The following is a 12,608-nucleotide window of genomic DNA, read 5'->3' as shown; positions in this document are numbered from 1 at the left end:
CAAGCCATCCGAAGATGCGGGGATGCCTTCAGAACAACCCCATCTCCCCACCGTGCGCGAGGCCGTGCTCGACCTGCTGCGCGGCTTTCACATCGATACCATCTTTGGCAACCCGGGCTCCACCGAGCTGCCACTGTTCCTCGACTTTCCCAGCGACTTCCGTTACATCCTGGGCCTGCAGGAATCGGTGGTGGTGGGCATGGCCGACGGCTATGCGCAGGCCACCCACAACGCCGCCTTTGTGAACCTGCACTCGGCGGCCGGCGTGGGGCACGCCATGGGCAATATCTTCACGGCACACAAGAACCGCACGCCCATGGTCATCACGGCCGGGCAGCAGGCGCGCTCCATCCTGCCGTTCGACCCCTTCCTGTTCTCGGGCCAGGCCACCGAGCTGCCCAAGCCCTACGTGAAGTGGAGCGTGGAGCCCGCGCGCGCCGAAGACGTGCCACTGGCCATCGCCCGCGCCTACTACATCGCCATGCAGCAGCCGCGTGGGCCGGTGCTGGTGTCTATCCCCGCCGACGATTGGGACAAGCCTTGCGAGCCGCTGAAGGCGCGCACCGTGAGCACCGAAACGCGTCCCGAGCCCCGCGTGCTGCAGGCCATTGGCGATGCGCTGGATGCCGCGCGGCGCCCCGTCTTCGTGGTGGGTGCCGCCGTGGACCGCGACCGTGCCTGGGACGAGGTGGTGGCGCTGGCCGAGCGGCACAACGCTGCCGTGTGGATTGCGCCCATGTCCGGCCGCTGCGGCTTTCCGCAGGACCACCGCCTGTTTGCGGGTGTGCTGCCCGCCATGCGCGAGAAGATCGTGGCGCTGCTCGGCAGGCACGACCTGGTGTTTGCGCTGGGCGCCGCCGCCTTCACCTACCACGTGGAAGGCTTTGGCCCGCATGTGCCGCCGGGCGCGCAACTGGTGCAGCTGATTGAAGACCCCGGCACCGCCGCCTGGACGCCTGAAGGCACCTCGGCCGTGGGCGGCATCCGGCTCGGGGTGCTCGACCTGCTGGCGCGCCCCGCACCACTGCCACGCGCCTTGCCACAACCGCGCCCCGCACGCCCGCGTGTGGAGCCCACGGGGCCGCTGATGGGCGTGCCCTACGTGATGCAGACCCTGGCCGAGGTGCGCGACGCGGCCTCCATCGTGGTGGAAGAAGCCCCCAGCTCGCGCGCAGCCATGCACGCCTACCTGCCCATTGTGCAAAGCGAAACCTTCTACACCATGTGCAGCGGCGGCCTGGGCTATGGCATGCCGGCCGCCGTGGGCGTTGCGCTGGCCAAACCCGACAAGAAGGTGATCGGGCTGTTGGGCGACGGCTCGGCGATGTATTCCATCCAGGCCCTGTGGAGCGCGGCGCAGCTGAAGCTGCCCATCACCTTCATCATCCTCAAGAACCGCCGCTACGCGGCGCTGCAGGAGTTTGCCCCCACCTTCGGCTTCCACGAAGGCGACAAGCTCGAAGGCACCGACCTGCCGGATCTCGACTTCCTCGCGCTCGCCCGTGGCCAGGGCTGCGAGGCCGTGCGTGTGAGCGACCCCGCCTTGCTGCACCAGGTGCTGCGCGATGCACTGGCCAGCCCGCGCGCCATCCTGGTTGAGGTGGACGTGGCCTGACAGGCCCTGCACAAACCGTTCTTCCCGGCTCACCCCATCACCACAACACACCAGACCCGGCGCACCCGGGCGCTCACCTTGACTGGAGACAACCATGCACCCCCTTCACAACCCGCCCTCCCCAACCCCCCGCCACCTGCTGCGCACGCTGGCATGCGCCGCTGCCAGCGTGCTGCTCAGCACCGCCGCCATGGCAGACACCTGGCCCAGCAAGCCGATTAAAGTCATCGTCAACTTCCCCGCCGGGGGCGCCGCCGACCAGATTGCGCGCGCCGTCACCCAGCCCCTGCAGGCCGCGCTGGGACAGCCGGTGGTGGTGGAAAACCGGGGCGGTGCGGGCGGCAACATCGGCGGGGAGGCCGTGGCCAAATCCCCGGCCGACGGCTATACCCTGCTCATGAGTTCGGGCGGCATGGTGTCGGTCAACCCGCACCTGTATCCCAAGATGCCTTTCGACCCCGTCAAGGACCTGACACCCGTGGCTGCTGCTGCACGGGTGCTGGTCTTCCTGGAGGTGCGCCCCACACTGCCGGTCAACACCATCCAGGAGTTCCTCGCGCACCTGAAGGCCAACCCCGGCAAGCTGAGCTTTGGCACGCCGGGCAACGGCAGCTCGCCCCACCTGGCGGCCGAGATGCTCAAGACCCAGGCCAATGTATTTGCGGTGCATGTGCCCTACCGGGGCGCGGCACCGGCCATGCAGGACCTGCTGGGTGGGCAGCTGGACTTCATGTTCGACCCGGGTATCGGCCTCTCGCATGTGAAAGCGGGCAAGCTCCGGCTGCTGGCCGTGGGCAGCGCCAAGCGCTCACCCCTCTTCCCGGACGTTCCCACACTGGACGAAGTGGGCCTGAAGGGCTTTGACGCAGACACCTGGTTTGGTTTTTATGCACCGGCGGGCACACCGCCCGACGTGGTCACGCGCCTGAACCGCGAGATCAACAAGGTGCTGGGCACGCAGGCCGTCAAGGACCGCATCACGGCGCTGGGCGGGGTGCCTGCCCCCATGTCGCCCACCGACTTCAACGCACGGGCTTCCATCGACAGCGCACGGTTTGGCGCACTGATCAAGGCGCGCAACATCCAGGGAGATTGACCGCGCGTGGCAGTGCGAGATTCGCGATGGTCTACAGTCCCGCGCTTTGTCACCACCTTAGAGGTACTGCCATGGCGCGCAAGCCCCAGATCATCCTGTCGTCGCTCGACGTTGACCGCATCGAAGCCCTGCTGGCCGCCATCCCGGCCAGTGTCTTCCCGGGCAAGGCGGACCTGCAAGCAGAGCTGGACCGGGCCGATGTGGTGCCGCCCGAGGACATCCCGCCCAACGTGGTGACCATGAACTCCACCGTGCAGTTCTCCATCCTGGAGACGGGCAAGGAGTTCTGCCTGACCCTGGTCTACCCGCGCGACGCGGATGGCACTGCGGACCGCATCTCGATCTTCGCGCCCGTGGGCAGCGCCCTGCTGGGCCTGGCGGTGGGCGATGAACTGGCCTGGCCCGGACCGGGCGGCAAGTCGATGACGGTGCGCGTGAAAGACATCCTGTACCAGCCTGAAAGTGCCGGCGAACTGCATCGGTGAATTCGGCCCCCCCCCTGAGGCGCTGCGCGCCTTCCCCTCGCTCTCACAGCGCTGCGCACTGCGGGCGGGGGGACGCCGCCCTCGCTGCGGGGCGGCCCCTGCTTGGCTGCCCTGGCCTTTGAGCACGCCGGTTTCTGAGGCTATTGGGTAGCTGGAGCCCGCTGGAGCACTGCGCGCCTTCTATTCCCGGCGAGTCCAGCCTGGAGGGTGCAGATGCCGTGGATTGGGGTGGTGCAAAGCGCCATGAGCCGCGACAATGGCAGCCGCCATGACCACACCGCCCGCACCACACACGCCAGACATCCCTCCATCGATTGACCAGTTCGACCCGAACTCGACGGTCGCATTCCAGCGGCGAATGGAGCGGGCTCCTGAATGGTTCTGCTCCTTCCTGGCGGGAAACAGCCGCGAAAAGAGCCGCCTCAAGCGCGAGATGGCAACAATGAAGGGCTCGGTGGTGTGGCTGGTGCAGCAGCGCCGCCAGGGCAACTGGGATGCCGCAGAGCGCGCCCATTTGCGGGATGTGATGCGGTCAGCCTCGTCCGTGAGTCCCTACCTGTTCATCTGGGTGATTCCGGGCTCGATGCTGATCCTGCCCTTCATGGCCTGGTTTCTGGACCGGCAGCGCAAGCGGCGCGAGCGCAAGCTACAGCGTTGAAGAGCTCTTCACGAGCCCTCATTCAGAACCCGTTGTTGGTAACAGCCACCAGCAGACCGGTGCCCACCAGCCCCGCCTGCCAGCGCAATGCGGTGGACCAGGTGGGCACATGCTGCTCCACCCGCAGGTAGAGCAGGCGCCCGGCGGCGAGGGACAGGACAAACGCCAGCAGCATGCCCAGTGCATTGGGCACCGGCGAAGCAGGCCACAAGTGGCTGACCACGGCATTGACCAGCAGGCACACGGCAAAGTGCACGAGGAAGATGGAGTAGGACATCTGCCCCACGCGAACCAGCGGCGCAAAACCGCCCCAGGCACGCAGACGTTCGGACCGCAACGCCACCACCAGGCACAGCGCCGTGACGAGCGCCACCACAATGCGGCCCCGGAAGTCCAGCGCCAGGGCCACACCGCCCAGAAGCACCATGGCGCTCAGCCACCCCACCGGGCTGGCTGCGCGCACTGCCCAGTACGCCAGCATGCCCAGGCCATAGGCACCCAGGAAGTAGATCGCCCACATGTCGAGCCCGGCCATGCGGTTGAAAACCCACAGCGACGCCGCCACACCTGCCACGATGAGCACCCGGGCCAAAACAGCCCTGTGCCGCTGGGCCCACGCGCCCGGCAGGGCCCTGACGCCCGCCCAGAGCAACACGCTCAATGCAAAAAGCTGGAAGTCGATGGCCACATACCAGACACCGGCAGACAGGGCATCTTCGTCCACGATGTCCTGCAGCAGCAAGGCATTGGCCAGCAATTGCGCCAAGGTGGGTTCTTGCGGCACAGAAGGGTGCTCCATCCAGGGGCGCACCAAGGCAGCCACCACCACCGTCAGCAACAACGCCACCGCGTAGGGAACCACCAGCCGCACAAAACGCTTGGCCACTGCATTGCCGGCATGGTCAAACCGCGCCACGCCCTGGGGCGCCAGGCTGGCTGCGGCAAGGTAGCCGCCCAGCACCAGAAACACCTGCACCGCCATGCGCCCATAGTCATACAGCCAGGCCATCAAGGCGGGGGCGAGAGGCTGGGCGATGTCCGACATCGGGCCATAAAAGGCCAGGTGGTGCCAGACGATGGTGATGCACGCCACGCCCTTGACCATATCGATCAGGGGCATGCGGGAAGGAGACGAAGACATGGGAGCGGGGAGGTATGGCATGTGCCGCGGCGGGGCCGCACCAGCAGACAAAAACCTCTATTGTCCCCCGCATCCAGCAGTTTGCGCAGCCCCAGAGCCTGCCGCGGTACCCCGCCTTCTGAAGGCGCAATTTCCTGAATTTTCAGAAATTACTGAAATTTCAAAAATCAAGCGCACAATACGTGCCTATATGACCTACGTCAACCATTTACCCCCTCTGAACCGCCAGTTCGTGGCCCACTTTGGCGAGATGGGCAGCCGCTGGGGCATCAACCGCACGGTCGGCCAGATGTATGCACTCATTTTCCTGTCTCCTCGCCCGCTCAATGCCGACGAGATTGCTGAAACGCTGGAGTTTTCGCGCTCCAACGTGAGCATGGGGCTCAAGGAGCTTCAGGCCTGGCGGCTGGTGAAACTGAGCCACCAGCCGGGCGACCGGCGCGAGTACTTCGAGGCACCCAAGGACGTGTGGGAGATCTTCCGTGTGCTGGCCGAGGAACGCCGCCGCCGCGAGATCGAACCCACCTTGTCGATGCTGCGCATGGCGCTGCTCGAAGAGCCCTCCTCCGATGAAGAGCGCCACGCCCAGGAACGCATGCGCGAGATGCACGAACTGATCGACCGGCTCATGACATGGTTCGACGACGTGCAGCGCCTGGCGCCTGAAACAGCGATGCAGCTCATGGGCATGGGCACCGCCGTTACCCGGGTGCTCGAATTCAAGGACCGGCTGACCGGCAAGGGCAATCACTCGCCAAAGAGCAATCCCTCAGGAGTTTGACGCCATGGACGCCTTCACGCTCTCGCGCATCCAGTTCGCGGCCAACATCAGCTTTCACATCCTGTTCCCCACCATCACGATTGCGCTGTGCTGGTTTCTGGTGTTCTTCCGCCTGCGGCACACGGCCACGCGCGGCACACCGGCGGCGCTGGGCTGGGAGCAGGCCTACTACTTCTGGACCAAGGTGTTTGCGCTGACCTTTGCGCTGGGCGTGGTGTCGGGCATCACCATGAGTTTTCAGTTCGGCACGAACTGGCCGGGCTTCATGGAACATGTGGGCAACATTGCCGGACCGCTGCTGGGCTATGAGGTGCTGACGGCGTTCTTTCTGGAGGCCACCTTCCTGGGGATCATGCTGTTTGGCCGGGGGCGCGTGTCCGAGCGCATGCACCTTGTCGCCACGCTCATGGTGGCTTTTGGCACCACGCTGTCGGCTTTCTGGATTTTGAGTTTGAACTCGTGGATGCAGACGCCCGTGGGCTACGAGATCATCGATGGCAAGTTCCACGCGGTGGACTGGCTGGCGATTGTGTTCAACCCGTCCTTCCCCTACCGACTGGGCCACAAGCTGCTGGCATCGGCCCTCACGGCAGGCTTCTTGATCGCCGGTGTGAGTGCCTGGCAGCTCATCAAGGGCACGGCCAACGAAGGCACGCGCAAGGCCCTGCGCACGGCCATCACCGCAGTGGCCGTCGTGATCCCGCTGCAGATCTTCATGGGCGACCTGCATGGTCTCAACACGCTGGAGCACCAGCCCGCCAAGATCGCCGCCATCGAGGGCATCTGGCACACCGAGAAGGGCGCGCCACTTACGCTGTTCGGCCTGCCCAACGAGAAGGAAGGTCGCACCGACTACGCCTTGCAGATCCCCAAGGCGGCCAGCCTGATCCTCGCGCACGACATCGACGCCGAGCTGAAGGGGCTCAACGAATTCCCAGGTGCCCATCCGCCCGTGGCGCCCGTGTTCTGGGGGTTCCGCGTGATGGTGGGTGTGGGCCTGCTCATGCTGGCCGTGGCCTGGGTGGGTGGTTTTGTGCTGTATCGCCGCCGCAAGCAAGACCTGGCCACCCTGCCCCGGCCACTGCTCTACACGCTGGTGGGTATGGCGTTCTCAGGCTGGGTGGCCACGCTGGCCGGGTGGTACGTGACCGAAATCGGTCGCCAGCCTTACCTGGTCTATGGCCTTTTCAAGACCGCCGACGCCGTGGCCCCCCACGCGCCCGCCATGGTGGCCAGCACGCTGGCGGCCTATCTCATCGTCTATGGGCTGCTGCTGGTGGCCTATGTGGGCGTGATCAAGTACATGGCCGAACACCCAGCCATGCCCACACCGGCGGCGTCCCATCCCGCGCCAGCCCCTCGCGCCGTTTAAGGAGGCCTTCATGGACGCACTGAACTGGGCCACCGCCCTGCCCCTGATCTTCATGGCCGTAATGGGCCTGGCCCTGCTGGCCTATGTGATCCTCGACGGCTACGACCTGGGCGTGGGCATCCTCCTGCCCTTTGCCACCGATGCGGAGAAGGACGTGATGGTGTCCAGCATCGGCCCTTTCTGGGACGCCAACGAGACCTGGCTGGTGCTGGGCGTGGGGGTGCTGCTCATCTGTTTTCCGACCGCGCACGGCGTGGTGCTGTCGGCCCTGTACCTGCCGGTGGCCGTGATGCTGGTGGGGCTGATATTGCGCGGCGTGGCGTTCGACTTTCGCGTGAAGGCCCGCGACTCGCACAAGACCACATGGAACCGCCTGTTTGCGGCAGGCTCACTGGCGACCACCCTGGCCCAGGGCTGGATGCTGGGGGCCTACATCACCGGCTTTCAGAACGACACCTGGGGCCTGCTGTTTTCCGCAGGCATTGCCATCACCCTGCCTGCGGCCTACGCGATGCTGGGCGCGGGCTGGCTCCTCATGAAGACCGATGGCGATCTTCAGCGCAAGGCCGCCCGCTGGGGCCAGGGTGCGCTGTGGCCCATGGGGTTTGCGCTCATGGGAATTTCGCTGGCCACGCCGCTGGTCAGTCCCACGGTGTTTGCCAAGTGGTTTGTACTGCCCGAGCTGTTTGCGCTGCTGCCCATTCCGCTGGCCTGCGTGGCGGCCTTCTTTGCCATCCGCCATGTGCTGGCCACGCCGCGCGTCGTGCAGGCGGGCTACGGCTGGATCGTGTTCGGCGCCACCGTGCTGATCTTTGTGCTGGCCTTCCTGGGGCTGGCCTACAGCATCTATCCTTACATCGTGATCGACCGCCTGACAGTGTGGCAGGCCGCCAGCGCCACGGAATCGCTGGTGGTGATCGGCATCGGCGTGGCCATCACGCTGCCAGCGATCATTGCCTACACCATCTTCATGTACCGGGTGTTCTGGGGCAAGGCGCGGGAGCTGACGTACGGGTTGTGAAACCTCCGCTCAATACCGCAGACTCCCTTCCGCGTCCACAATGGCCAGCTCCACATAAGTCGAGCCGTTGTGGCTCTTGGGCGAGTATTTGACGTTAAAGCGCCCAAAGGATATTTCACCGGCATCCTCCATCGTCTTGATGAAAGACTCCGTGGTCAGGTTGCGCCCCGTGCGGCGCAACCCCTCCACCAGCAGCCGGGCATGCACGAATCCCTCGAACTGTGAAGCCGAAGGCTGGGCGCTGGGGGACTTGGCGCGCAGCAGGGCCAGGTATTCGGCCACCACGGGCACCGTGGTGCTGCGCAGCGACGGCATGATCTGCGCGAGGATGATGCCGCGCGCCCTTTCTTTAAGTTCGCGGTGGATCACGTCCATGCTGGCTACAGAGAACCCGTAGTACGCGGGCCGCGCCGCTGTCGATTGCACGGCCTTGATGTAGCTGGTGAACGTGGTTCCTGCGGTTGCAACGATAACGGCCTGGGGCTGTGCCTTTTCGGTGGCCTGCGCCGCAGCAGCGAAGTCCGGCTGTTTGGGATCTACCTTGATCTCCGCCACGAAGGCCAGCTTTTCCTCATCGGAGGCTTTCTTGAGTTCGGCCAGCAAGGTTTTGCCCAGCCCGTCGTCCTGGTAGAACACGGCCACGCGGCTGATGCCCTGCTGGCGCAGCTGCGAGACGATTTTTGCAGCCTCGCTCGCATACCCTGCGCGCACATGAAAGACGTAGGGGTTGAGGGTTTCCCGAAACACCGAAGCGCCCGTGACCGGGCCAAACAGCAGGGTGCGGTGCTCCTTGATCAGGGGCAATATGGCGGCCGTCTGCGCCGTGCCGGTGCTGTTGTAGATCATGAAGACCTTGTCGGTCTCCAGCAGCTGGCGCGTGTTCTCCACCGCTTTCTGGGGATCGAAGCCGTCGTCAAGTGTGGTGTATCGGATCATGCGGCCATGCACGCCGCCCTGCGCATTCACCGCGTCGAACATGAGCCGCGAGCCCTCGCCATACTGCGCAGTCTGTGGCCCGAGCGGCCCCGACAGCACCGCCGATGCGCCAAGACGGATTTCATCGGCGGTCACGCCCTCGTTGCGGGCATGGCCCAGGCCACCTGTGCACAAGGCAACCAGCAGCACCAGAAAAGAACGAAACATCACGCACCCACCTTGCAAAGAATGTGCTGACCGAGCAACCCAAGCACACGCGCTTTGGTTATTGATCATCACCATTATCCGCAGCCACCAGAACAGGCTTATGGGGGTTTGCCCTTGCCTCGGGAGCGCCAGAAACAGCTTCGCCCGCAGTGCACACCAGGCGCACTGCGGGCGAATGAAGCCCTCTTGCCCAAGGCCACCACGCCCTGGGCAGCGGCGGCGGTGTGGAGCCCAAAAAGCTCAGCGCAGCATCAGAGCTTGAGGCGCGCGCGCGCAGCCTCGTACTCGCGGCGCAGCTTGCCCACCAGCTCGGCGGTGCTGGTCACGGCGTTGATGGCACCAATGCCCTGGCCGCAGCCCCAGATGTCTTTCCAGGCCTTCTTGGCATCGCCGCCAAAGTTCATCTTGCTGGGGTCGGACTCGGGCAGGTTGTCGGGGTCCATGCCCGCAGCGCGAATCGACGGAGCCAGGTAGTTGCCGTGCACGCCGGTGAACAGGTTGCTGTAGACGATGTCGTCGGAGTTGCCGTCCACGATGGCCTGCTTGTAGGCATCGCTGGCACGCGCTTCGTGCGTAGCGATGAAGGCCGAGCCGATGTAGCCAAAGTCTGCGCCCATGGCCTGCGCGGCCAGCACCGCGTCGCCGCTGGCGATGGAACCACTCAGCGCAACGGGGCCGTCGAACCACTGGCGGATTTCCTGGATGAGCGCAAACGGGCTCTTCACACCCGCATGGCCGCCCGCACCGGCGGCCACCGCGATCAGGCCATCGGCGCCCTTTTCGATCGCCTTGTGGGCAAACTTGTTGTTGATGATGTCGTGCAGCACGATGCCACCCCAGGCATGCACAGCCTGGTTCACATCCTCGCGCGCGCCCAGGCTGGTAATGATGATCGGCACCTTGTACTTGGCGCACACCTGCATATCGTGCTCCAGCCGGTCGTTGCTCTTGTGCACGATCTGGTTGATGGCAAAAGGCGCGGCCGGCTTGTCGGGGTTGGCCTTGTTGTAGGCAGCCAGCGTCTCCGTGATCTCGGCCAGCCATTCGTCGAGCAGCTCAGCGGGGCGGGCATTGAGCGCGGGCATGGAGCCCACCACACCCGCCTTGCACTGCTCAATGACGAGCTTGGGGTTGCTGATGATGAACAGCGGCGAGCCGATGACAGGCAGCGAGAGGTTTTGTAGCGCGGCGGGCAGTTTGGACATGGCAACAACTTCCTGAACAGGTTTTTGGATGAAATAGGGCTCTAGCGCTTATTCATCAAGCGCTAGCAGCTATCATTTTTATATCAATGAGCTGCCCGCTCTGCGGGCAGTCCGTCTCCTCACAACACGCTCAACCTTCAAAAGGCTTCCAGCGCCAACTCGGTAACGCTGGCCGCGCCTTCCACAATGCTGTCGCGCAGGCCCGGGGCCTTCACCAGGATGTGATCAGCGTAGAACTGGGCCGTAGTGATTTTTGCGCGCATGAACGCTTCGTCCTGTCCCTTTTGCAACAGGTCCTGTGCCACCAGCAGGCTGCGCGCCAGCTGCCAGCCCGCCACCACATTGCCCGCCAGCATCAGGTAAGGCACGCTGCCCGCAAACACGGCGTTGGGCTGGGCCTTGGTGCCACCGGCCACAAAGTCAATCACATCGAGCAGCGCCTTGCGCGCCGCCGTGAGGCGCTTGGCCACTGCCAGCGCGGCGGGGGTGCCGCTGGCCAACAGATCGGCCTCGGTCTTCTCGATCTGTGCGGCGATGCCCTTGGCGGTCTGGCCGCCGTCACGCGCCGTCTTGCGGCCCACGAGGTCGTTGGCCTGGATGGCCGTGGTGCCTTCGTAGATGGTCAGGATCTTGGCGTCGCGGTAGTACTGCGCCGCGCCGGTTTCTTCGATGAAACCCATGCCACCATGCACCTGCACGCCCAGGCTGGTCACTTCCAGGCTGGTCTCGGTGCTGTAGCCCTTGACCAGCGGCACCATGAATTCATAGAACGCCTGGTTCTGCTTGCGCGTTTCCGCATCGGGGTGGTGGTGGGCAGCATCAAACGCTGCTGCGGCCACGGTGGCCATGGCACGGCAGCCTTCCACGGTGGCGCGCATCGTCATGAGCATGCGCTTGACGTCGGGGTGGTGGATGATGGCGGCGCTGGCATTGATGCTGCCGTCCACGGGGCGGCTCTGCACGCGGTCTTTGGCGTACTGCACGGCCTTCTGGTAGGCGCGCTCGGAGATCGCAATGCCCTGCATGCCCACGGCGTAGCGGGCCGCGTTCATCATGATGAACATGTATTCGAGGCCGCGGTTTTCCTGGCCCACGAGGTAACCCACGGCGCCGCCATGGTCGCCAAACTGCAGCACGGCCGTGGGGCTGGCCTTGATGCCCAGCTTGTGCTCGATGCTCACGCAATGCGCGTCATTCCGCGCGCCCAGGCTTCCATCCTTGTTGACCATGAACTTGGGCACGACGAAGAGGCTGATGCCCTTGACGCCCTCGGGTGCGCCCTGCACACGGGCCAGCACCAGGTGGACGATGTTCTCGGCCATGTCGTGCTCACCGTAGGTGATGAAGATCTTGGTGCCGAAAATCTTGTACGTCCCGTCGGGCTGGGGTTCGGCGCGCGTGCGCACCAGGGCCAGGTCCGAACCAGCCTGGGGTTCGGTCAGGTTCATGGTGCCGGTCCATTCGCCGGTCACCAGCTTTTCAAGGTACGTGGCCTTGAGCTCGTCACTGCCTGCGGTGAGCAGCGCCTCAATGGCGCCATCGGTCAGCAGCGGGCACAGCGCAAAGCTCATGTTGGCGCTGTTGGTCATCTCGATGCAGGCCGCGCCGATGGTCTTGGGCAGGCCCTGGCCGCCAAAGTCGGCGGGGTGCTGCAGGCCTTGCCAGCCGCCTTCGCCATATTGGCGGAAGGCTTCCTTGAAACCGGGGGTGGTGGTGACCACGCCGGATTGAAAGCTCGATGGATTCTTGTCGCCTTCCCAGTTGAGCGGCGACAGCACCCCTTCATTGAACTTGGCGCACTCTTCCAGCACGGCAGCCGCCGTGTCCAGGCCGGCGTCTTCAAAGCCGGGAATCTGCGCAATCTGTTCAATGTTGGCCAGGTGCTCGATGGCGAACAGCATGTCCTTGACGGGGGCGGTGTAGCTCATGGGTGTCTCCGGGAAAGCGAAATTTCGTCAAAAAAAAGGCATCGCGAGCGATGCCTTTGTGCGCACAGTGGCGTTCTTACAGGGCCTTAACCAGTTCTGGCACGGCCGTGAACAGATCCGCTTCCAGCCCATAGTCGGCCACGCTGAAGATCGGTGCCTCAGG

12 protein-coding genes are annotated in these 12,608 nt (G+C 64.8%); 7 read left to right on the top strand and 5 right to left on the bottom strand.

From position 1 onward, the window contains the following. The first annotated feature begins 22 nt into the window (after window positions 1-22). The 4 genes from mdlC to ACSQ22_RS17760 all read left to right on the top strand — a co-directional run bounded on the left by mdlC (window position 23) and on the right by ACSQ22_RS17760 (window position 3,854). Window positions 23-1,615: a benzoylformate decarboxylase gene (gene mdlC, locus ACSQ22_RS17775; RefSeq protein WP_436131083.1), complete on the top strand. Its 1,593-nt coding sequence runs from the start codon at window positions 23-25 to the stop codon at window positions 1,613-1,615. A 94-nt stretch (window positions 1,616-1,709) separates the two neighbouring features. Then, window positions 1,710-2,711 carry a Bug family tripartite tricarboxylate transporter substrate binding protein gene (locus ACSQ22_RS17770; protein WP_436131082.1) on the top strand — a complete coding sequence of 334 codons (1,002 nt, stop codon included), beginning with the start codon at window positions 1,710-1,712 and terminating at the stop codon, window positions 2,709-2,711. A gap of 71 nt (window positions 2,712-2,782) precedes the next feature. Further along, complete coding sequence (gene rnk, locus ACSQ22_RS17765; RefSeq protein WP_055394263.1) at window positions 2,783-3,196, top strand: nucleoside diphosphate kinase regulator; 414 nt, start codon at window positions 2,783-2,785, stop codon at window positions 3,194-3,196. A gap of 268 nt (window positions 3,197-3,464) precedes the next feature. Further along, complete coding sequence (locus ACSQ22_RS17760) at window positions 3,465-3,854, top strand: hypothetical protein (RefSeq protein ID WP_436131081.1); 390 nt, start codon at window positions 3,465-3,467, stop codon at window positions 3,852-3,854. A 22-nt stretch (window positions 3,855-3,876) separates the two neighbouring features. Here ACSQ22_RS17760 and ACSQ22_RS17755 read toward each other — a convergent pair whose 3' ends face one another. Further along, complete coding sequence (locus ACSQ22_RS17755) at window positions 3,877-4,995, bottom strand: acyltransferase family protein (protein WP_436131080.1); 1,119 nt, start codon at window positions 4,993-4,995, stop codon at window positions 3,877-3,879. A gap of 190 nt (window positions 4,996-5,185) precedes the next feature. Here ACSQ22_RS17755 and ACSQ22_RS17750 point away from each other — a divergent pair, with 190 nt between their 5' ends. From ACSQ22_RS17750 to ACSQ22_RS17740, 3 genes are read left to right on the top strand one after another with little or no spacing between them, the layout of a single operon-like run. Continuing rightward, window positions 5,186-5,776 carry a GbsR/MarR family transcriptional regulator gene (locus tag ACSQ22_RS17750; RefSeq protein WP_055394259.1) on the top strand — a complete coding sequence of 197 codons (591 nt, stop codon included), beginning with the start codon at window positions 5,186-5,188 and terminating at the stop codon, window positions 5,774-5,776. 4 nt (window positions 5,777-5,780) lie between these two features. Then, window positions 5,781-7,148 carry a cytochrome ubiquinol oxidase subunit I gene (locus ACSQ22_RS17745; RefSeq protein WP_436131079.1) on the top strand — a complete coding sequence of 456 codons (1,368 nt, stop codon included), beginning with the start codon at window positions 5,781-5,783 and terminating at the stop codon, window positions 7,146-7,148. A 10-nt stretch (window positions 7,149-7,158) separates the two neighbouring features. Beyond that, window positions 7,159-8,169: a cytochrome d ubiquinol oxidase subunit II gene (locus ACSQ22_RS17740; protein ID WP_055394255.1), complete on the top strand. Its 1,011-nt coding sequence runs from the start codon at window positions 7,159-7,161 to the stop codon at window positions 8,167-8,169. A gap of 9 nt (window positions 8,170-8,178) precedes the next feature. On the opposite strand, the gene ACSQ22_RS17735 is transcribed toward ACSQ22_RS17740, so the two are convergent. The 4 genes from ACSQ22_RS17735 to ACSQ22_RS17720 all read right to left on the bottom strand — a co-directional run. Continuing rightward, the gene (locus tag ACSQ22_RS17735) at window positions 8,179-9,312 is read right to left on the bottom strand and encodes an ABC transporter substrate-binding protein (RefSeq protein WP_121507081.1); all 1,134 of its coding nucleotides are present in this window, start codon (window positions 9,310-9,312) and stop codon (window positions 8,179-8,181) included. A 251-nt stretch (window positions 9,313-9,563) separates the two neighbouring features. Then, window positions 9,564-10,517, bottom strand: coding sequence for an NAD(P)H-dependent flavin oxidoreductase (locus ACSQ22_RS17730; RefSeq protein WP_055394253.1), 954 nt, complete (start codon window positions 10,515-10,517; stop codon window positions 9,564-9,566). 137 nt (window positions 10,518-10,654) lie between these two features. Beyond that, window positions 10,655-12,445: an acyl-CoA dehydrogenase gene (locus ACSQ22_RS17725; RefSeq protein WP_436131078.1), complete on the bottom strand. Its 1,791-nt coding sequence runs from the start codon at window positions 12,443-12,445 to the stop codon at window positions 10,655-10,657. A 76-nt stretch (window positions 12,446-12,521) separates the two neighbouring features. After that, the coding region (locus tag ACSQ22_RS17720) for an electron transfer flavoprotein subunit alpha (RefSeq protein ID WP_233100048.1) at window positions 12,522-12,608 on the bottom strand (87 nt) is incomplete at its 5' end.

Source organism: Acidovorax sp. LjRoot38 (assembly GCF_964252975.1).
GTDB lineage: Bacteria > Pseudomonadota > Gammaproteobacteria > Burkholderiales > Burkholderiaceae_C > Acidovorax > Acidovorax facilis.
Note: the sequence above shows the minus strand (reverse complement) of the source record. Positions and strands in the feature narration are given on the sequence as shown.